The organism is Ruegeria sp. BB6 (assembly GCF_056539385.1).
Window position 1 is genome coordinate 1 of the sequence record NZ_JBQFUW010000005.1, and the last position, 18,997, is coordinate 18,997.

Genomic DNA, 18,997 nt, shown 5'->3' on the forward strand with positions numbered 1-18,997 from the left:
GTACCTTCTCCTGTTCAAAATAATCAAATAGAGAAAGAGGCTTCGGAATACATAGAGAACGTATGGCTCTCGAGGCCGATCGGACGTTCCATCAATAGTCTGACTTTCGGTTCGCATTGGCGTCGATCAAGTTGTTATTTACACTTGGTATTAGCACTATTCGACACGCAAACTGATTCAATGCAAGATTAAGAAATGGGTTTTGGGAGAGGGACATACCCTGACTTACCCCCCCCTATTTCCGTTAAACAGAAATAGGGGGGGTAAGTCCCTGCGGTGCCGGATCTTCGATCTGTCTAGAACGGCCCATTGCGGACATTCTCTTTTAGTGCCCGTTGCCGCAGCGCGGCCTGTCGAACCGGACATTCGCTGCACGCGCAAAGCTGGAGCTGCTCGAACTCACACAAAAAAGGACGAAGCCGCCATTTGGCGAACGTCCGCTTTCCAGAAGCGGCATTCCTTAGAGTGCTAAGCTTACCGGACCGATCGTTTGAAGGCTGCTGGGGACATCCCGGTCCATCTAAGAATCGCCCATGAGAAGGCCGTTGAGGCGTTGAGGCAGAGTCTTTGCGCTGTACGCGGCGTTGAAGTCCCACGGAAAAACGCCGGATATCCTGATCGACCTAACGCCCGCGACAAAATGCGAATTGCATCTTCTCCTCCGAATTGCAAAGAGGTGATCCTCCGGGCATCAATCAGGCGGCGTCGCATTTCGACTGCGATTTCTGAACTCGCCCGGGGTCATCCCGGTCCATCGTTTAAAGCTCCTGTGAAATGTCGGTTGGTCCAGAAGCCCAACACTTTCACCAATTTCCTTTATCGAAAGTTGGCTGCTTGCAAGCAAAGTCTTGGCTCGCTTCGCCCGACATTTTTCCAGTTCTACTTTGAAGCTTGTACCATTGGCTCGGAAGGTGCGTTTCAAACGCCCGGGGTTTTGCGAAAACAACTCAGCAAAACCGTTCAGAGTGGCAGGTTGCTTGTCGAGATGCAGTTCCAGCAGATCGCGGGTTTGCTGAAGAAAATCATCGCCGCCTGTGAAGTTTTCCGGGAGGTTTTGGCTTTGCCCACCTCCGTATCGAAGTAGCAACCAGTTCGCCGGGAATTCGATTCGAGCGCCCAAGCGATTGGTCCTGCGTACCGAAATCTCCTTTTTCTGCCAATCGGGTATGCAATCAGGTTGGCAAACCCAGAAGCGTAGTTTTTTGGAGTCCCAGTCGGGATCGCAGACGGATCGAACCAATCGGACCATGAAACCCAGATAATAGCCGTCGGCTTGGCCGGGTGGAGAAGATGGCGTGAATGTCCGTTTTGCAACCAAACTGCCGACACGGCCATCAGTCTCGAGATTGTAGTTCGCCATGGACGAAATCCGGCCGACGTCCACTACAAGCGATATCAAAAGTTCACCCAGCGTCGCATTTTCAGTTTCAAGGATCGACAGGTTGGGCAATGTCTTCAGAGCGGCATTCGCCCCAATCTCAAACCCCAGATGCTGGTTTTTTAGTGCATGAGCGAGATTGTCGGCAAGATCGTACCAATGCTGCCCTGCCATGAACGCTTCGCCGCGCTGCACGTCCTTTAAACTTAGGCCAGATGGCTCAAGAAAGCGTTCGACTTCGAGGCCATGGCTGAGGGCAACGGACACAAAGGGTTGCGCCATCGAGCATTCAACAGTGGGGAGCTTCATGTGCAGATCAGATTTTCAAGTCGAAGTTTCGGACTTCAAATTAGCACTTTGGATCAATTTTTTTGAAACATCAACCATAAAGCCAATGACAGGTTGGGCGCAATACGCCAAAATAGAATCGCGTAGCGCAGCGCATCTTCAAGGAAAATATAGAATGTTCAAAAGCTTAATGGTCGCCACTGTTCTTTCGGCGGTCGCAACAAATTCGTTTGCTCAGGAGGAGAGTTTTCCAATCCTCTTCACCAATGTGCATGTCTTTGACGGTGTCAATGAGGAGCGGATCGAGAATGCCAATGTTTTGGTGATCGACAATCTAATTGCCGAGATCTCGACCGAACCATTGGCTGTGGCCAATGCGCAAATCATCGACGGCGGTGGGCGAACTCTAATGCCAGGCATGCATGACCAGCACGTGCATCTTACGGTATTCAATCCGCTCAGCGACGGGTTACGCCAGAACATCACTCCCTTTCACCTTGGCGGCGTCGCCACGATCCGGTCCGAACGCATCCTGATGAACGGATTCACAACCGTGCGCGACCTTGGTGGTCCGGCCAAATCCATCGCCCGCATCATTGACACCGGAATGTTTCCCGGCCCGCGTATCTATTCCTCGGAAGCGTTTATCACTCAGACATCCGGTCATGCCGATTTCCGCAAACTGAACGACCGGCATCCGACACTCTCCGGACAGGGTCCTTCGCATTGGTTCGAGACGGACATGAGCTTTATCGCCGACGGACCTGAGCAAATCCGAATGGCGGTGCGTGAAAACCTGCGTCGCGGGGCAACCCAGATCAAGATCATGGTCAGCGGCGGGGTTACGTCAGAGTTTGATCCGCTGCACTCACTTCAGTATCAGGCTGACGAGATCCAGATGGCGGTCAAGACGGCCGCGCAATGGGGCACCTATGTCACCTGCCATGTGTTCACCGAAGAGGCGATCCGCAACTGCATCGACAATGGCGCCAAGACGATTGAACACATCCCGTTCCTGACCAAGGAGGCTGCCGAGATTATGGTCGAAAAGCAGATCATGTTCGCGACGGCGGTGGCCCCGGTCTACTCGGTGACCACCGAACAAGCGGAAGCCTTTTACACGCCAGCGTCCTTTGTAAAATGGAAAAGCGTGCGCGATGCTGCAGCCAATATGATCGAAGTAATCCAGACGACGCCGGGCATGATCGATCTCTACACACTGGGCACAGACCTTGTGAACAACTGGGATCAGACGCTTGAGCAAGACAAGAAGATGAACGACGAAATCGGGTATCTGCACGAAGCGGGTTTCAGCGCATATGACATTCTGCGCATCGCTACGTCGAACGGCGCCCGCATGAACCAACTGACCGGCTTGAACAACCCGTATCAAGACGGCCCCCTCGGCGTGGTCGAGGAAGGTGCCTATGCAGATCTTCTACTCGTCGATGGCAACCCGCTGGAGGACATCCTTCTGTTGGCCGAGCCGGACGCCAATCTGAAAATCATCATGAAAGACGGCGTGATCTACAAGAATACACTCGATTGAGTGTCGCACGGGGCGAATTCACCTCGGCACCCCGCGCACCCCGATAGCGGAAGGGAAGGGAAGCCCATGAAATACCTCGGCAAATCTACAATGATGGCGAGCGCAGTCGCTCTCACCACAAGCGCGGCTTTTGCACAGGAGGCCACCGGTGACATCCCTCCTGTTACACTCTTCAAGAATGTGATGGTTTTTGATGGAGTGAGTGACGGACTCAAGAACGTCGACGTTCTCGTGGTCAAAAACAAAATTCACAAGATTGACGCTGACATTCCTGAGGGCGGGAAGTGGGAAGTCGATGTGCGCACTGGGGGATCCAAGCGGTTGCCCGATCCAGTCGGCGGCATCGACGGCTACTCCTTCACCGTTCAAACGGAACGCGGCATTGAGACCAAAGAAGTGGATGTGACCGTCATTGACGGAGGCGGTCGTACGCTCATGCCAGGGCTTATCGACAGCCACGTGCATGTGAACATGTACAAGAACGGGACTATCCCGGGGCTTCAGGACACCACATGGGAAGAAATTGGCGCACGTGCTGCCGCATTCGCGCAGGAAATGTTGGCGATGGGCTTTACAACTGTTCGCGATATGTGCGGCGCTCATGGTGGGCTGAGAGCGGTTATTGATGAAGGATCACTTCCCGGCCCAAGAATTTATTCCTCCGGCGCATGCCTTAGCCAAACGGGCGGACACGGCGACTGGGGTATCGCTGGTCAACGCAAGAACGAGAGCAATCTTGAGCGACTGGAGATCACCAGATTGGTGGACGGGCCCGCCGAGGTGCTTCAGGGTGCGAGGAGGAATTTTGCTTTAGGGGCAAACTATCTCAAGATTATGGTCAGCGGTGGCGTGACATCGATCAAGGACCCGATATATCAGTCTGCTTTCACAAACGAAGAGATTTCTGCTGCAGTAGAGGTTGCAGGCGATATGGACTCATACGTCGCTATGCACGTATTTATGGATAGCGACCTGTCTCGTGCGCTCGATCTTGGTGTCAAAGTGGTAGACCACGGCCTGACTATTACCGAACCGACGATGCAGAAGCTGGTCGAAAAAGAGGCGTTCTTTTCACCCAACCTGACTGCGCTTGCGCCCGAAGCTCTGGAACACCCGATGCATCAGGACCCGACTTTCCCGCCGACGGCGAAGTTTCTGTGGTTGCGGGAAAACAGCAAGCAGCTCATGGATCTTGTGAAAAAATACAAGCCTAAGATGGTGTTCGATTCCGATTACGTGCTTCTCACGGGTGTCCCTTATCGCCAGTCAATGGATTTTACGAAGGCGTTTGTCGCGCGTGAGTTTGGCAACCTCTGGGCATTGCAGATGATGACCTCGAATGGTGGCGAATTGGCGGCTCTGACCGGACGAGGAAACCCTTACCCTGAAGGCAAGCTTGGTGTGATCGAAGAAGGCGCCTACGCCGACATTCTGATCGTAGACGGGAACCCACTTGAAGACATCTCGGCCATCGGCGCGGTGGACACATGGTTTGATGCGCCGCCGCGCGGGCAGGATGTCCCAAGCATTCGAATGATCATGAAAGACGGCGTGATCTACAAGAACACGCTGGAGTGATAAGCAGAGGTTTTTTGTATTCTGCCTATGCCTGCGCCGGATCGCGCCATTTTTTGGCGCGAGCATCCAAACAATAGCCTGCATCGTCTTGCCGCAGGCTCAGCATTGAAGGGACGTACAATGAAACATCTTATCCTAGGTGCCCTTCTGGCGGGATACGGCACGTTGGCCACTGCGGAAGATACCCAAAAAATGCGTACGTTTCTGTTCATTGGCACATCCAATAGCGCCGCTTGGGAAATGCAGATCGCAAATCCGGGCGATCGTGCAGCTTCGGTCAAAGGCAGCATCGAAGCGCTTGGCGGGGAGCTTTTGAGCTACTACTGGGGCCTCGGAAACGGAAAAAACTACATCACTGTTTCGCTACCTGACGATCCCACCTTCATTCAGGCGTTTTACGTCAGCCGTCTTGGGGATGGACTGCTCGATGACTACGAGATGATCGAATTGATGAGCAGCGCGGACATGGCCCAAGCGTTGTCCCGCGTGCCCGAGATCAAGGCGCAGGATGATTTGAAGTAGCGTCAGTCATATCAGGACCAACACCATGCGCTTAAACCTCTATGTGACAGTTGCAATGGCGTGGTTGAAACAGGCCATGAGCATCTGCGCTGGGGTTGCGGCCATCGCTTCGGACGCGTCAGCCCAAGAAAACAGCACGTTACGGCAGTTGGAGGCGGCTGCCACCGCTTCGCTTGGGGGGCCAGCGTCGGCTCAGGCGCAATTAGAGCAGGACAGGCTCCGGCGTCTCGAGAATTCCAGATTGCCGGGGCTGGATCGGTTTTTCGATCCCTTCGAACAGTCGCGCGAGGCTTTCGCCAAACGCACTGGGTTGAATTTGTCCTTCGACTACCAAGCGCTCTACCAGAAGTCTTCAGACAGCCTGAGTGGCACCGACGAGGCCGCTTCGGGGCAGGCGCGGATCATTGGCAATTGGGAATTGCTGAATCGTGGGACCGACAATGCAGGCAGTTTTGTCTTCATCCTCGAAAACCGTCATCGTTTGGGCACGGATATCGCGCCGGGCAGTCTCGCGGGCGAAATCGGATATCTCGGTGTCACGGCAACGACCTTCAGCGACACAGATTCAACGCTGTCGGTTGCTTATTGGTCGCAGGCGCTGTCCGGCATCAACGGAGGCTTCGTTGCAGGTCGCATCGATCCCGGCGACTATTCCGATATCCTTGGCTATGTGAATCCCCGCACGACCTTTTCGAATTTTTCGATCCTCTTTAGTCCTGTGCTTCCCATTCCCGACCCAGGTTTTGGAATTGCAGGCGGCGGATACATTACCGACCAGATTTACGCGCTTGGCGTGGTCAGCGATGCAAATGGGTCGCTCACTGATGTGGAATGGTTTCCAGGTGGCTCGGAGTTTTTCACTTACGGTGAGATCGGCTGGACGCCCGCAAGAGACCAGCGATTCCTCACAAACGTCCATTTGGGAGTTTTCCATGTGGACGACAGAGAAGACGCAGGCGTCCCCGGCGGTCACGGAGCAATACTTTCGGGGAATGTAACCCTAGACGAGAGTCTCATGCTGTTCGGTCGTCTTGGTTGGTCAGATGGCGATGCATCGATTGCGAAACGTGCCGTCAATGCCGGTGTCATGTGGCGCCCCGGATTGTATGACGACTTGTTCGGGTTTGGTGTGACAGTCGCCGATCCAACCGATCCAACTCTCGATACACAGACCACGGTCGAAGCATTTTACCGTCTGGATATTTCCGACAACCTCGCGCTTACGGCTGATGTTCAGTATTTGAACAACCCCGGCTTCACTGACGATGGCCCTTTGATTTTCGGTCTGCGGCTGAGGTTCAATTTATAAGGCTGAAAGCAATAGGAACTCCCTTTTTGACATTTCGCATTCTCACAGCCGACGCTCGCAACCCACCGTCCGATGGCAAGTTCGGGCTCGGAGCCGTCATGCGGCGTTGCAGAGAATTTCCCAGTTTCGGGCGAATGTGGATGTCCGCTTCCAACGAGGCACCTTGGTCGTTTCGCGCCTGCAGAGAAAGTCCGTAATCCGCCCAATCTACCGAAATAGCCCCCCAACTTGCCCATTGCATCTGCTCGCACACTTACCTGTGCAAGGGGGCGCCAAATGCCTGGAAAAATTAGCTTCAGATTGTACAGAGACATCATTCTCAGCGAGCCCGGCCAACCGGTTTGGAGCGCCGTCGGCAAGATTTCTGAAGGCCGATTTCTTCTTCTAGGACAAATCGAGACGTACTCGAAATCCGAAGGTGCGCTATGGCTGGAAATCAGCCAAATAGGTGCAGAGATCGGCAAGAGCAACCGTGGCAAACTGGATGTCCTCCGGCATCGAAGAAAGGACACTGATCCCCACTTATTTGGCTATCTGAAGGTTCTCGAGGAAATGTATGCGGCGGCGGCCTGGATGTGCCGAGATGACGAGAACGCCAAGTATCTTCATCTGACACTGCTGAAAACAAAAAAGCCGCCCATTCTGAAGGCGGCGCTTTCAAGAGCTGCAATGTGAGCCGCAACGCAGGCTCATGATACCGGCGCTCAGAACAGGGCTCTTTCACTTATCTGATAGACCAAAAATTCCATGATTTGCTCCTGGTCACGCGTGTGGGATCAAATCATAGACTTCGCCGATAACCAGCGAAACATGAATGATGACAGCTGCAATGTGCAACTGGTGGTAAGCCTCTTTGATGAAATGGAACATGTTGTTCCCTCCCGTTTTGAATGCGCATTTTCTATCGCGTAAGTGCGACCGAGTCAACATATAAATATTTGATAAAAAACAATAAAGTCAATAATTCCACCAATTCCACGCCGCTCAAAATCGGTTTCCTAATCTTTTGGAAAAATAAGAGGTCAGCACCAAAAATAAGAGGGGGCCACGGGAAAAATAAGAGACCCAGAAAACGGCACGACTCCCCACATAACGAAGGCAGGGAGCCGGGCTTTTTAGGGCTGGCCTTACAGATCGAACGTTTGTCCGTGCTTTTCCAAATATGCGATCAGAGACAGCTCGACGGCTCGCACAACCGCTTGCTCTTTGTCCTCTCGGATTGCGTTCCAAGCAGCATAGAGATCTGGATTTACACTTACGGAAAGCTTTTGCGTACGCGCGGCCGCCCTGCGCTTTGAAGGGCTCATCTCTGGTTGGAGTGCGAGGCTCGGCTTACTGGTCGATCCGAGTGGGAAGCCCATGTCACCTTGCTCGACTTTGTTAATGTCGCCGAGACTGGGCATATGATTGTGTTTTGTTTTATCCATCATTGTTTTTCCTTATGCAGCTTGGAGAATTTCTGAGAGGGTCGTTGAGATTTCCTGCGCCAAAGCGGCAACGTTTGCGTGCGCTGATTTTGGGGAGGATCCTTGGAACGCTTTTGGTAAGTCCAGATAATCCCCACCGAAGCTCACCATCGCTTGAAAAATAGGGCGATTTGCAAGCTGAGTTGCAAAAACGGGCGCGTTTGCTTGCTGTAAGACTGCTTTGATTTCTGCGGTGATCCGATATTCGACCGCCCCTGGTTCTGTCTTGGTCAGCAAGACACGAGCCGCAATATCGCGCCTCAATACGAGGCTTTTCTGGCGCACCTGTTTTAGAACTTGGACCACCGCCAGCGCATCCAAACGAGATGTCTGGGTGGGAACGATGACAAGGTCGCTTACGAGAATGGCATCAATCAAAGATGCATCGTCTGATCCCTCGACGTCGATCAATACGTAGTCGAAACGTTCGGCCGCCGCGAAAGCCGCCTCGGTCAGGTTTCGCTGTTCGACCTGACGAACAGTGAGATTCTCGGGAAGCGGCTTCGCGCTAGCCCATTCAGACAGCCACCGTTTGGGATCCGAGTCCAAGATACAAACAGACATCCCAGCCCGGGATGTTTCGAGGGCCATTAAAATGCATGTTGTGGATTTCCCACAGCCCCCTTTTGGTGAGCAAAATGAAAGTGTTGGCAATCGAATTCTCCTTAAGAAATTGCTTCCGATAGATTGCCAGAACAAGGTTTAGGAAAGATTTAAGGATAATGGATTTGGATTTCTGGGGAAGAGATGCCTGCGGAAGGCATCGGCAGCAATTGGTTCTCAAGGAAAGAATTGAGAAGCAAATGGCTCAACTCAACTCAACGCTTCGCCTTTGACGCTGTTAGTGACTACAAGCCCAAAGTTTCCTAGGTTGGGTAATTCAGTGTTCGACAAAATGGGCGGAAAGCTGACTTTCGTTGTGTCCGCATAATAGGCAAGGACCTCTGCCGAAAGCTGACATTCGATTGATTTTGCAACTAAGATAATCACTGCGCCGCCGAAAATCGGCTGCAAGATCAAGATCACCAGATAGCATCCAGCCGATAATGAGAATAGAAAAAGCCATGAAACCTATCACAAGAAACTGACCAAAACACCATGGCTACAGACCTTAAATCCTATGGCATCGATGCCGCCTTTACCCGTGGCGCACTCAAAGGTTCACAGATTGAGCCCAGTTATTCCGGCGCTCTGAGTTTTATGCGCCGCAAATACACAAAGGATCTTGAGGGGGCGGATGTAGCGATCACCGGAGTTCCCTTTGATCTTTCTGTGAGTAACCGTCCTGGAACCCGCTTTGGCCCAGAGGCAATTCGCAAGGCAAGCGCTCAACATGCCTGGGGCCCAATTTGGCCCTGGCGGTTTGATCCATTCGATACGCTTGCAGCAATCGATTACGGTGATTGCGTTTTCGACTGGGGCGTGCCCCAAGACGTCCCGTTGGCCATAGAGCGCCACATATCGGAGATAATCTCGGGAGGAACGGCCAGCCTTGTTCTGGGCGGCGATCATTTCATCACCTATCCGGTACTTAAGTCCTATGCTGAGAAGTACGGCCCAATCGGTCTCATCCAGTTTGATGCCCATCGGGACGTCGAGCCCGACGAGGGTGGACGCATGGATCACGGCAGTATGTTCAACCTAGCGGTTCGCGAGGGCATCATAGATCCGCAACGGACCGTTCAGGTGGGCATCCGCACCTGTTTCGAGGGCGAAGAGACCTATGGCATGAAAATCTTGCATGCAGACGCCGTACATGCTGCTCCAGCTGAAGAGATTGCCGCAACCATTTTGTCCACCGCTGGGGATGGTCCGACCTACCTGACCTTCGACATAGACTGCCTCGATCCGTCCACTGCTCCCGGGACGGGCACACCGGTCCCGGGCGGGCTTACCAGCTACCAAGCGCTCGCCATAATCCGGGCCATGAAGGGGCTCGATCCAGTCGGCATGGATGTGGTCGAAGTCTCCCCCCCGTTTGATCATGCGGAGATGACCTCCAACGCAGCCGCAATGATCGCCGCAGAACTTCTTTGCCTGAAAGCCTGGGCCAGAGGAGCTCGGGCCGTTTCAGAATAGCCAATAAATCGTCTGTTGCTTGTCTCACAAGTGGAGAATAGCTGCGTGCGGCTTGGCCCCAATAGGCCGTCCGCAGATTGCGCCCTTCTGTCTATTCGAGCTCAAATGTCCGGTAAGGGGCAACGGATCCATAAGTTCGTTTGGACATTCTCTCTATCAAATGGCTCAAGCATCAATCATGGCTGACGATTGATTTCACCAAGAATTGTAGACCTCTACGGTCTTTGCTTTCAGGCTATATTGCGCCTCAATGTTTGCAGCGCCATCAAAAAAGACGACGTCGCGCCGTGTATCCTCGGCGTTCAATTCTCCTTCGATCCAGAAAGCTTCGAAGATTGAGCTGAAGGCAACACCCTTTGGATAGTCCACATGGACAATCTGGTTTGGAGGCGGTGTTGGCGTGTGAACGCAGGCACCTGCAACTGGCACAAACAGGAATTCTGTCACCTTTTTCTCTTCGAAGGCGAGCGGGACAACGTAACCGGCAAGCCGTATAGATTGTCCGAGAATGTTCTGGTTGGGTGCGCGCCTTGCTTTGCCATTCTGAGCGATGATGTTCCGCCGCTCTCTCATCAGGCCGTCTACGTCAACTTGATGCATTGAGAGGAGTGTAAGAGCAGCTTCGTGGCGTTCAAATAGTGCCATATCTTCCCGTTCGCGCGGTGTCGACGTGCGCCATTCGACGTGGATGCGCATGGCGTCGCGCAGAAACGGTCGCATGTCGGCAAAGGGCGTTTCGCTGGAGACATGCACTGGTAGCAGATCCTGCCAGCCAATCACACGCGTACCTGTCGACATGTTTTGCGGCGCTACACTGACTGGCGTTCGGGTCAAATCAAGCGGAGCTGCAAGCGGATCAAACGGCATACCACCGGGTTGCTGGCCCGCAATCGCGCGCTGCCATGCGCTCTCAATGCTTTGTGCCGCAACCGGGAGAGATATCAGACCAAACAGAGCGCCAATCGCAAAAGCTGACAGCGGACTCGTCATCCCTCAGACACTCTCACGCTAGTAACTGCGACGCCTCGGCGCAGTTTCTCGTCGTCGCCTTCTTCCCACTCCGGCTCGGTCAATAGTTTGTCCGGTTCGCCGTCGCGATCAATATCGTAGACCAGTTCGCCGCCAAAATAGGTTTGCAGCACTTCAGTCTTGTGAAATTCAAAAACGTTCTCTTCGGCCTGTCTGCGAATATCTCGGTCGAGCACGATGATGTCTGCAATCTTGCCTTCCTCGAGACTCCCCAACACATCGCCCCGATCCTGAAGGCGTGCACTACCCAGGGTCGAGCCATGGATAACCTCTTCAAAGGTCAATGGTTCACCGGGCATGACAAGACCGCCGGGTGTTCCCATAGCCTGTCGTGTCATGCCGATCTCCATTCCTTCCCACGGCGAAAACACAGGAGACGTCGGCGCGTCAGGTCCAAATCCATACTCCATGAACTCGGTCACGAGTTTGAACTGGTACATACGCTCCAGCACCTCTTTTGGCAGGTTCTGACTGGTCACATTACGAAAGTACTCCTCGGTGGGATCAGCCCAGTGAAGTTGAAGCTGCCCGGAAACCCCGAGCCGAGACATGCGACGAGCGTTGTCGATAGACAAATGGTCAACATGCGTGAAAATCTGAGGGATGTCGTCGCGAAGGGGCTCGCCGGTTTCATGTGCAAATTCCAGCGCGTCGAGCGAGCGGCGGATCCCCGCGTTCCCTTCAACGTGCAGCATCAAGGTAAAATCACGCTCTGTTAGTGCGTCGAAAATCTCTGCAAGGTTGTCTGGTCGAAAGTTCATATCCGGCCGTGTGCCGTCCAGATACGGGCCTTCCATATAGGCAAAACGCCCCGGTGTTCCATCAATAGCGAACTTCACAGTGTTCGCATGGAGAATACTGGGATCAACGCCCGCATCCTCGACTGCGGCCCGCCGTATCTCTAATTGTTCGATCATTGCGGTATCGCCCTCTGGCGTGCCGGTGCCCCAGAACACCATGGCTAATTCGTGCCTGAGTGTTAGTTCTCCTTTTTGCGCCAAACGGACGTAGACGTCATCTGCCCCCTCCTTGGACCCGGCGGCAGCTTCCGTTGCACCGGTGACCCCGACCGCGTTGAGCACGCGAGCGGCACCAATAATCGCTTCCTCCTGTTTCTCAAAAGAATAGAGTTTGTGCTGTTCGACAAACCCTGTCGAAAGGTGAGCTTTCTCCTGCAAAAGTCCGGAAGGTTCATCGCCAGCGTCATTCAAAGGCATGTAGCCGCCTTTCGGTGGCTCCCAATCGGCAGTGATCCCGAGGTATTCCAGAGCTTTCGTCGAATACCAGCCGTTATGTTGCGTATTGTCGGAGATCAATGCAGGGCGTCCACCAACGATTTCGTCCAGTTCTTCCTTGGTGGGATTCTGAAAATGCGCGTCGGACCAACCGCCGCCGATCACCCACTCATCTGGCCCGAGCGTCGCCGCGTACTCCCGGATTACTTCGACAACCTCCTTACGCGACGCATCGTTGTAACCGAACAGGTTGAGCATGACGAAATGCGTCTGCCCAAAGATGCGTGTGTGCAAGTGAGTGTCGATGATACCAGCCATAACGGTATTTGTGCCCGCATCCACGATCTGGGTGCCATCGCCTGCCAACTCGCGGCAACTGTCATCAGTGCGTACACAAATGATCGTGTTTCCCGCAACCGCCACGGATTGCGCCAGTGGCAACTCGGGGTTTGACGTGATGATGTTTTCACTCAGGAAAACGGTGTCGGCTTGCTGAGCAAGTAGCGGCGAGCCTGCGAGCAAAATAGCTAGCGCGAGCGCGCTGTATCCTGATTTCATTTTCAAGTGTTTCCCTAAATGCTGACTGTTTGGAGGTTGGCAAAAGACCACAACGAGTGTCAAATCAACTTTTCAACAAAATGGACGCAGGATCTGGCTCTACATCTTTGGCAACCTGATAAAGCGCATCACACCGTTGCACCTGCCTAATTAATCGCAGTGCTTGAACAACATCAGTTTTGTTGTAGCAAAACGGCCTATACTTACGGCGGGAGATCGAAGTTTCAAACCGAACGGCCCGGTCTTTCTCGATCTCACCCGCAACTTGTAGACGGCGCCCTACTGACCATTGCAGGCACTACCATTTTGATCACTTACGTACTGTCGATCCGGCATGGTATCGTGCATATGCGGCGAACGGCAGCATTGCTGAGCCGCGGTACAGCATCCCTGTAGACGGCTGGATGTCGGCTTTGGGCCGGAACCGCCCCTGGTAGCCGTGGGCCGATCAGTCACGTCCGCTTGCCCCTTACAACCCTCCGCACAACTCCATGTTGCGCACGCTAATAGCAAGTCGTGCAGCTATCAAAATTGGAGAACGAAGATGGCTAAAAACAAAACAAAAAAACAAACAAAAATGGTGGGAATGCGGGTATCTGAAGATCTGCATGATTTGTTGACAGATGGAGCGGAAGCGGAGGGTATCTCCGCAACTGCGTATGCGCGCTTTGTCTTGGCGCGAGCCCTAAATTTTGAAGGCGCGCTGCCTGAAACCAAACCTCGTAAGCCGCCACGAAAGAAGCCCATCATTAAAGACATCCAAGCTGCCATTGAGGTCCTAGGGCTTCTGATCGATGTCAGGATGAACCTCTCATTTCTGTCGCGCAAATTGGCCGAGACGCATACATTCAATCCGCTGCGCGCTGAGCAAGTTGTCGAGCAAGGCGAACGTATCGATGCGATCAGACGAGATGTCGACTTGATCCGCACCCAAATCTTGGGGGGGCGGTCATGATTATCAAATCAACGCGCATCCCAACTGCGCATACCAGTCGGATCGCAACCTACCTTGCAAAACCTGCGGGCAACGAAATTTCAACTTGGATCCGTGGCTGCCCGGAAGACCTCCTACTTTTGGGTGAAATCTCCAAAATTGCTGGCAAACAGTATAGCGTTAGGCATTTTGTGATTTCGCCAAACGAGCAAATGAGCCAGCAAGACTTTGTCTCTGTGTTTGCTGAAATCTGTTTTGAATACGGTGTTTCCAACACGTCTGGCAACCGAGCCAGCATTGTTCAGCACGAGAAACCGCGAAAGTCTGGCATCGGAAACGAAACACACTGGCATGTTGCTTTCCCTGAACTTGATGTGGAGACCGGTCGCATTCTGAGCAGCCGGTTCACCAAGTTGCGAAACGAAAAATTGGCACGCCTCTGCGAGTTGACGCTTGGCCATAGGGTGGTGCCTGGGCGGTTCAACAAGCAGGTTTACAGGGCGCTCGAAAAGGAGAGGCCAGCCTTGGATCTCAAGCCGTTCGAAACGGCGCTTCGGGAAGCCATGTTTGCTGCCGGACAAGATGAAAATATGTGGCTGGAGTATCGAGCGCGCCTTCGAAAACAATCAAGATCACCGAGTAACTGGACGCTCGACAATCAGATCGTTTAGTTTGTCAAAATGTCAGGTTTTCCAACGCCATCAAAAGCATATGTGCGGCTCCAGGAGTTTCTTGAGCACCATATGCGGATGTCACATATCTACCAGCCGGTGATGATCCGCAGAATACTAAAAGGTGGTGGATCCGCCTCGCTTGAAGAGATTGCCGCAGCGCTCATGGTTTATGACCGCTCGCAGCTCGAATATTATATGATCCGCACGAAGAACATGGTGGGACGTGTTCTCACAAACAATGGCATTGTGCAGCCCATTAAATCCGGCCGGGAAATCCAAGCTTATCAACTTGCAGAGAATTCGGGCCTCCAAGATGCCGAGATCAAAGACCTCATCAGGATTTGCGATCAGAAAATCGATACGTTCATCGGGAAGCGTGGCGACAAGATATGGTCGCATAGATCAAAGTCGTCAGGGTACATTCCCGGCACCCTTCGATACGAGGTTCTGAAGCGCGCCCATTTTCGTTGCGAGCTATGTGGGATATCGGCCGACCAAAAGGCGTTGGAAGTCGACCACATCCTGCCCCGAAACAAAGGCGGCAGTGACGAGGCCATCAACCTTCAGGCGCTTTATTATTCCTGCAATGCAATGAAGCGAGATCGCGATGACACTGATTTTCGGGGCATGGCCAAGAGCTACGCTCACAGATGCGATGGATGCGCGTTTTGCGAAATCCCCGGCGAGCGGGTGGTTGCTGAAAATGAACTGGCTTATGCCATTCGGGACGGCTTTCCGGTCACCCAGCATCATACTTTGATCATCCCGAAACGGCATGTGCCGGACTATTTCGACCTTCATCAGCCAGAGTTGAATGCGGTACAGCAACTCCTCCAAACAGAGCGCCAAACTGTCCGCGGGCTGGATCGGTCTGTCGAAGGATTTAACGTGGGCATCAATGCAGGCGAAGTTTCGGGACAGACCATTTTCCATTGCCACATTCACCTTATCCCTCGCCGTGCTGGCGATATAGAAAACCCTCGTGGTGGGGTCAGGGGTGTCATTCCTGAGAAGCGAATTTACTGAGAAGCTTTAGGCAAAAGCTGCGCCTGAACGGCGCATTGCATACTACCTTTTCTTGACAGACCGATAGGCGAGAAGGTGCCAAGCCTTTTTGATCCCTTCTGGCTTTCCAGATAGATGGCCAGAAACCAAATCGAACTGTTGTTTCTGACATGTTTTGAGGTTGGCCCAATATGCCGGAGATCCCCGTGAAGAAACTTGCTGCTATTCTGTTATGTTCAACCCTTGCGGCTTGCTCGGGTTCCTACCGCGACACCTCGGTCACGATGGACGTCGTGGGCAAACTAGACGTGCAGAGATACACCGGAGTGTGGTTTGAGTACGCCCGCTTCCCGGTGTTCTTCCAGCGGGGATGCACAGACACAACGGCTGAATATCAGATTATCGCCGAGGATACGGTGTCCGTTTACAACCGCTGTCTTGTTGAAAATGGCACGAGGGTAAAGGACATCACCGGCCAAGCCACAATTGAAGATGTTGGCAAACTCAAGGTCAGCTTCCCACAGGTTCCCTTTGTCAAATCGCCATACTGGGTTTTGTGGGTGGACGATGAGTATGAGGTTGCCGTTGTTGGGGTGCCCAATGGAAGCGCCGGTTGGATCCTATCGCGCAGCACGGAACCCAGCCAAAAGCATATCGACAAAGCGCGATCTGTTTTGACGGAAGCCGGATACGATGTGCCCAAGCTGGAAGTGACGCCCCACGCTTCCAAGTGACGTAGGAAACGAGCGAAGAGGCGACCGCTCCGGGGCGGGGCCGTTAGAAAACGTTGGTCCTGAAACGCCCCAGCCAAACCTTTCACGTTTCCGGCAGCAGCCCGCCGCGCCCGACACACACACACACGCGAAACCTCTGTCAAAAGAGCCATATAGAGATATTCTATATGGGGAATTTGACGATAAGAGCCGGCGCATTCGGGACCGACATTATGGTCAATGAAGCCAGCGCATGTTTTGGATCGAATTCTCCTTAACTGCATGGCGATCTTTGCCTTTTGCAGATTTCAAATCTCGCAACAACTGCTCGAGCTCAGCCCGGTTCAATTGCCGCCTTTCGACAAGCGATTGGGCCACACCTTCAAGCAAATATTCATTTTCGCCGATGGTCTTTTGAGCAAGATGGTTTGCGGAGCGCAGCCGCGACTGAACGCGGGCTGCCAGGTCGCGATCTTGAAGCATATCTTGCAGGTTATCCATGGACACCGGGTGCCAAATCAAATTGTCGTTGGACAAACCGAATTGTGTTTCGGCTTGGACTGCAAACATGGTGGCCTGAGCAAGATCGCTTTTGTCGCCCGCGCCGGCACCTGACGAAACACTACCCAGGCAAGAAAGTTCGGCTGCGCGTCCAGCCAACAAAATAGCGAGGCGATTTTCCAAGCTTTGAGTTTCATGACCGAATTTGTCCAGCTCAAGGTCAACTCGACCACCTCTCGGTGAGATCTGGGCCATTGTCGGCAATCCGGCGAGAAGTGCGTGCGCAACCACGATGTGGCCGGCCTCGTGGATTGCCATCCTATACAGCATCTTGGAAGGCAGTGGCTTCGCAAACTTCTCAAGCGCCGTCTGGAGGTGTTGGATCGCAATTGGGCGTTTATCCTGGCGGGCGATGGAACGGGCCTGACGCACAAGCGCGGCGGCATCCGCGCCCGATTGCCCAAGCATTTCTGCCGCCACTGCGTGAAGTTCCTGCTTGCTGATTGTCGGTCCAGCATCTGCGGACAAGATCTCTGTCAGCGCGCCCCTATCCGGAAGAGGGATGTGGACTTTTTGGTCGAACCGCCCAGAGCGCAGTAGTGCAGCATCCAACTTGCCCGAGTAGTTTGTTGTGCCGACCACCAAGACGCCATCCGTCTTTTCGGCGCCCGCCAGCTGTTCAAGCAGGCCATTTAGTGCCGCCCGATTGTAGTTCTCGTTATCGCTCTTGTTGGTTGCGCGATCTGCAAAACTATCGATTTCATCGATCAGCAAAACGGACGGCGCATGGCGCTTTGCCTCCAGGAAATCATCTCTCATTGCAGCGAGGAAATCGCCAAGATGGCCCTCCGCTTGCCAAGCAGCATAGCTTGCGCCAACAAAATGCGCCCCTGTCGCTTCTGCCAATTTCTGCGCGACAAAGGTCTTCCCGACACCCGGAGGCCCATCGAGTAGAAGGTTGTTAGGGATATCTGCCCAACTCAGGTGACCGTCAGAGTATGCTTGGATGTCATCCACGAGACGCTTCAACGGCGCCCGCGCGGCCCCCAGGCCTTTGACGTCATCCATGGCTTCTGGGTTGGCTTTTGTGCGCGTCGTCAACTTATTCAGTTGCAGGACAAATGCCATCAGCTTGGGCGTCCGAAGAGCCAACATAATTTCATTAGCTGAGATCTGAGCCAAAGCATCATGGGATGGCATCTGATTAAGCGCCTTTGTCATCAAAGCTGTACATTGGCGGCCGTGCATCATGGCATAGAGCATCAAGATCATGCTCCGTGACAATGGGCTCAGGGAAATGATCTTTGCGGATTTCTTGCAAAAGGCGTCCGGCAACACTTCGATACTTGGCACGATTACAATCAACGACGCTGGTTCCTTCGCGGCCAGAGCCAGCGCTTCATTGAAATCGCTTGCAGTCTTTGCTGGCGTGGTCTTGCGCCAGCGCGACTTGTAGCACACGATTTTTGGCTTGGTTGCATCAGGGTTGTTGCTACAGATCGCGGGGATCAAACCATCGCTAAACGCGTCTCCTGTGGCTTCCACCCATTCACTTTCACCGGTTTCAACAACTGTCAGCGAAAATGGGCGACGCAACTGGCCTGCAATCTGATCGCGTGTGTCCTTCCATGCCGCGCAAACACGGATCAATGAGGCAACGGCGCAATAGTCCCTCGCGTACTGCTTTGGCATCGAATCCTCAGCCGGTGCATCCTCATCAAAGGCATCCCACCCGGACTTTCGGTTGGCGGCTTTAATCAGGCTCTCGTAGGCTGGCTGGAACCACCCATTCAAACGCGGGTAGAAGAAAGATGTATAGACTTGGGGCTGCATGGAGATGCCCTTTCAATACTCGAAATCTGGAAACATCGCAGCCGAACGGCTGCGAACACGCGATAAGTTCAGGCGTGTATGCGTTTCTCAGGTAGCGGCAGAGTGCGCTTGGATTTCGAGTTGTTTGAAGGCACGATTTTCTCCCTTGGGGAGATTGAAGTATGCATGGCGCTCCGAAATGACAAGTCTTTTCGAATGCGCGCTTGCGTATCTTTGTTGCAAGCCTCTCTCATGAAGCAAAAAAGAAGCACGAAAATTATCTAATCTGCCGAAGGCCTTACCTTTGGTGGTTGTGTTATCTTCATCGCTTCTTGCGGGTGTTCTTGGCGAGCTTCCGAATTACCAA

The 18,997-nt window shown here is 53.3% G+C and carries 17 protein-coding genes; 10 read left to right on the top strand and 7 right to left on the bottom strand.

Features of this window, described 5'->3' with window-relative positions:
• Positions 1–691 precede the first annotated feature (691 nt).
• Positions 692–1,645, bottom strand: a complete 954-nt coding sequence (locus tag ACR0B7_RS12675) for an AraC family transcriptional regulator (RefSeq protein WP_170577040.1) — start codon at positions 1,643–1,645, stop codon at positions 692–694.
• Positions 1,646–1,841: 196 nt separating this feature from the next.
• Between ACR0B7_RS12675 and ACR0B7_RS12680 the strand changes: the two genes are divergently transcribed.
• The 5 genes from ACR0B7_RS12680 to ACR0B7_RS12700 all read left to right on the top strand — a co-directional run bounded on the left by ACR0B7_RS12680 (position 1,842) and on the right by ACR0B7_RS12700 (position 7,299).
• On the top strand, positions 1,842–3,215 hold the full coding sequence (locus tag ACR0B7_RS12680) for a metal-dependent hydrolase family protein (protein WP_480681627.1): 1,374 nt from the start codon (positions 1,842–1,844) through the stop codon (positions 3,213–3,215).
• A 66-nt stretch (positions 3,216–3,281) separates the two neighbouring features.
• Positions 3,282–4,793, top strand: a complete 1,512-nt coding sequence (locus ACR0B7_RS12685; RefSeq protein WP_170464498.1) for a metal-dependent hydrolase family protein — start codon at positions 3,282–3,284, stop codon at positions 4,791–4,793.
• Positions 4,794–4,913: 120 nt separating this feature from the next.
• On the top strand, positions 4,914–5,315 hold the full coding sequence (locus ACR0B7_RS12690; protein WP_170464499.1) for a hypothetical protein: 402 nt from the start codon (positions 4,914–4,916) through the stop codon (positions 5,313–5,315).
• A 25-nt stretch (positions 5,316–5,340) separates the two neighbouring features.
• Positions 5,341–6,624 (top strand): carbohydrate porin, encoded by a 1,284-nt coding sequence (locus ACR0B7_RS12695; protein WP_170464500.1) that lies wholly within the window; start codon positions 5,341–5,343, stop codon positions 6,622–6,624.
• A 276-nt stretch (positions 6,625–6,900) separates the two neighbouring features.
• A complete protein-coding gene (locus tag ACR0B7_RS12700; protein ID WP_170469306.1) occupies positions 6,901–7,299 on the top strand; it encodes a hypothetical protein in 399 nt (132 codons plus the stop codon).
• Positions 7,300–7,751: 452 nt separating this feature from the next.
• Here the strand turns inward: ACR0B7_RS12700 and ACR0B7_RS12705 are convergent, their stop codons facing one another.
• The 3 genes from ACR0B7_RS12705 to ACR0B7_RS12715 all read right to left on the bottom strand — a co-directional run bounded on the left by ACR0B7_RS12705 (position 7,752) and on the right by ACR0B7_RS12715 (position 9,116).
• Positions 7,752–8,054, bottom strand: a complete 303-nt coding sequence (locus ACR0B7_RS12705) for a hypothetical protein (RefSeq protein WP_170469303.1) — start codon at positions 8,052–8,054, stop codon at positions 7,752–7,754.
• A 9-nt stretch (positions 8,055–8,063) separates the two neighbouring features.
• Positions 8,064–8,789, bottom strand: coding sequence for a ParA family protein (locus tag ACR0B7_RS12710; protein WP_480553437.1), 726 nt, complete (start codon positions 8,787–8,789; stop codon positions 8,064–8,066).
• A gap of 114 nt (positions 8,790–8,903) precedes the next feature.
• Entirely contained in the window at positions 8,904–9,116 is a 213-nt protein-coding gene (locus tag ACR0B7_RS12715; RefSeq protein ID WP_170486579.1) for a hypothetical protein, read from the bottom strand.
• A gap of 72 nt (positions 9,117–9,188) precedes the next feature.
• Here ACR0B7_RS12715 and speB point away from each other — a divergent pair, with 72 nt between their 5' ends.
• On the top strand, positions 9,189–10,169 hold the full coding sequence (gene speB / locus ACR0B7_RS12720; protein WP_170352649.1) for an agmatinase: 981 nt from the start codon (positions 9,189–9,191) through the stop codon (positions 10,167–10,169).
• A 195-nt stretch (positions 10,170–10,364) separates the two neighbouring features.
• On the opposite strand, the gene ACR0B7_RS12725 is transcribed toward speB, so the two are convergent.
• Together ACR0B7_RS12725 and ACR0B7_RS12730 are read right to left on the bottom strand one after the other, a co-directional pair.
• Positions 10,365–11,159: a DUF3299 domain-containing protein gene (locus ACR0B7_RS12725; RefSeq protein WP_170485422.1), complete on the bottom strand. Its 795-nt coding sequence runs from the start codon at positions 11,157–11,159 to the stop codon at positions 10,365–10,367.
• Complete coding sequence (locus ACR0B7_RS12730) at positions 11,156–12,991, bottom strand: amidohydrolase family protein (RefSeq protein WP_170577041.1); 1,836 nt, start codon at positions 12,989–12,991, stop codon at positions 11,156–11,158. Before ACR0B7_RS12730 ends, ACR0B7_RS12725 begins: the two co-directional genes overlap by 4 nt.
• 544 nt (positions 12,992–13,535) lie before the next feature.
• Here ACR0B7_RS12730 and ACR0B7_RS12735 point away from each other — a divergent pair.
• The 4 genes from ACR0B7_RS12735 to ACR0B7_RS12750 all read left to right on the top strand — a co-directional run bounded on the left by ACR0B7_RS12735 (position 13,536) and on the right by ACR0B7_RS12750 (position 16,338).
• Positions 13,536–13,946: a hypothetical protein gene (locus tag ACR0B7_RS12735; protein ID WP_170486577.1), complete on the top strand. Its 411-nt coding sequence runs from the start codon at positions 13,536–13,538 to the stop codon at positions 13,944–13,946.
• Positions 13,943–14,596, top strand: coding sequence for a hypothetical protein (locus tag ACR0B7_RS12740; RefSeq protein ID WP_170486576.1), 654 nt, complete (start codon positions 13,943–13,945; stop codon positions 14,594–14,596). The genes ACR0B7_RS12735 and ACR0B7_RS12740 overlap by 4 nt, the downstream gene beginning before the upstream one ends.
• 9 nt (positions 14,597–14,605) lie before the next feature.
• Positions 14,606–15,625, top strand: coding sequence for an HIT domain-containing protein (locus ACR0B7_RS12745; RefSeq protein WP_480681633.1), 1,020 nt, complete (start codon positions 14,606–14,608; stop codon positions 15,623–15,625).
• 185 nt (positions 15,626–15,810) lie between these two features.
• Positions 15,811–16,338 carry a lipocalin family protein gene (locus ACR0B7_RS12750; RefSeq protein ID WP_170486575.1) on the top strand — a complete coding sequence of 176 codons (528 nt, stop codon included), beginning with the start codon at positions 15,811–15,813 and terminating at the stop codon, positions 16,336–16,338.
• A gap of 216 nt (positions 16,339–16,554) precedes the next feature.
• Here the strand turns inward: ACR0B7_RS12750 and ACR0B7_RS12755 are convergent, their stop codons facing one another.
• Complete coding sequence (locus tag ACR0B7_RS12755) at positions 16,555–18,651, bottom strand: AAA family ATPase (RefSeq protein ID WP_170563860.1); 2,097 nt, start codon at positions 18,649–18,651, stop codon at positions 16,555–16,557.
• Between the last annotated feature and the right edge of the window lie 346 nt (positions 18,652–18,997).

What these genes read in the sequence shown, in the direction of transcription:
- ACR0B7_RS12680 (WP_480681627.1), top strand. Translation starts at nt 1,842, where the DNA reads ATGTTCAAAAGCTTAATGGTCGCCACTGTTCTTTCGGCGGTCGCAACA.
- ACR0B7_RS12685 (WP_170464498.1), top strand. Translation starts at nt 3,282, where the DNA reads ATGAAATACCTCGGCAAATCTACAATGATGGCGAGCGCAGTCGCTCTC.
- ACR0B7_RS12690 (WP_170464499.1), top strand. Translation starts at nt 4,914, where the DNA reads ATGAAACATCTTATCCTAGGTGCCCTTCTGGCGGGATACGGCACGTTG.
- ACR0B7_RS12695 (WP_170464500.1), top strand. Translation starts at nt 5,341, where the DNA reads ATGCGCTTAAACCTCTATGTGACAGTTGCAATGGCGTGGTTGAAACAG.
- ACR0B7_RS12700 (WP_170469306.1), top strand. Translation starts at nt 6,901, where the DNA reads ATGCCTGGAAAAATTAGCTTCAGATTGTACAGAGACATCATTCTCAGC.
- ACR0B7_RS12705 (WP_170469303.1), bottom strand. Translation starts at nt 8,054, where the DNA reads ATGATGGATAAAACAAAACACAATCATATGCCCAGTCTCGGCGACATT.
- speB (WP_170352649.1), top strand. Translation starts at nt 9,189, where the DNA reads ATGGCTACAGACCTTAAATCCTATGGCATCGATGCCGCCTTTACCCGT.
- ACR0B7_RS12725 (WP_170485422.1), bottom strand. Translation starts at nt 11,159, where the DNA reads ATGACGAGTCCGCTGTCAGCTTTTGCGATTGGCGCTCTGTTTGGTCTG.
- ACR0B7_RS12730 (WP_170577041.1), bottom strand. Translation starts at nt 12,991, where the DNA reads ATGAAATCAGGATACAGCGCGCTCGCGCTAGCTATTTTGCTCGCAGGC.
- ACR0B7_RS12735 (WP_170486577.1), top strand. Translation starts at nt 13,536, where the DNA reads ATGGCTAAAAACAAAACAAAAAAACAAACAAAAATGGTGGGAATGCGG.
- ACR0B7_RS12740 (WP_170486576.1), top strand. Translation starts at nt 13,943, where the DNA reads ATGATTATCAAATCAACGCGCATCCCAACTGCGCATACCAGTCGGATC.
- ACR0B7_RS12745 (WP_480681633.1), top strand. Translation starts at nt 14,606, where the DNA reads ATGTCAGGTTTTCCAACGCCATCAAAAGCATATGTGCGGCTCCAGGAG.
- ACR0B7_RS12755 (WP_170563860.1), bottom strand. Translation starts at nt 18,651, where the DNA reads ATGCAGCCCCAAGTCTATACATCTTTCTTCTACCCGCGTTTGAATGGG.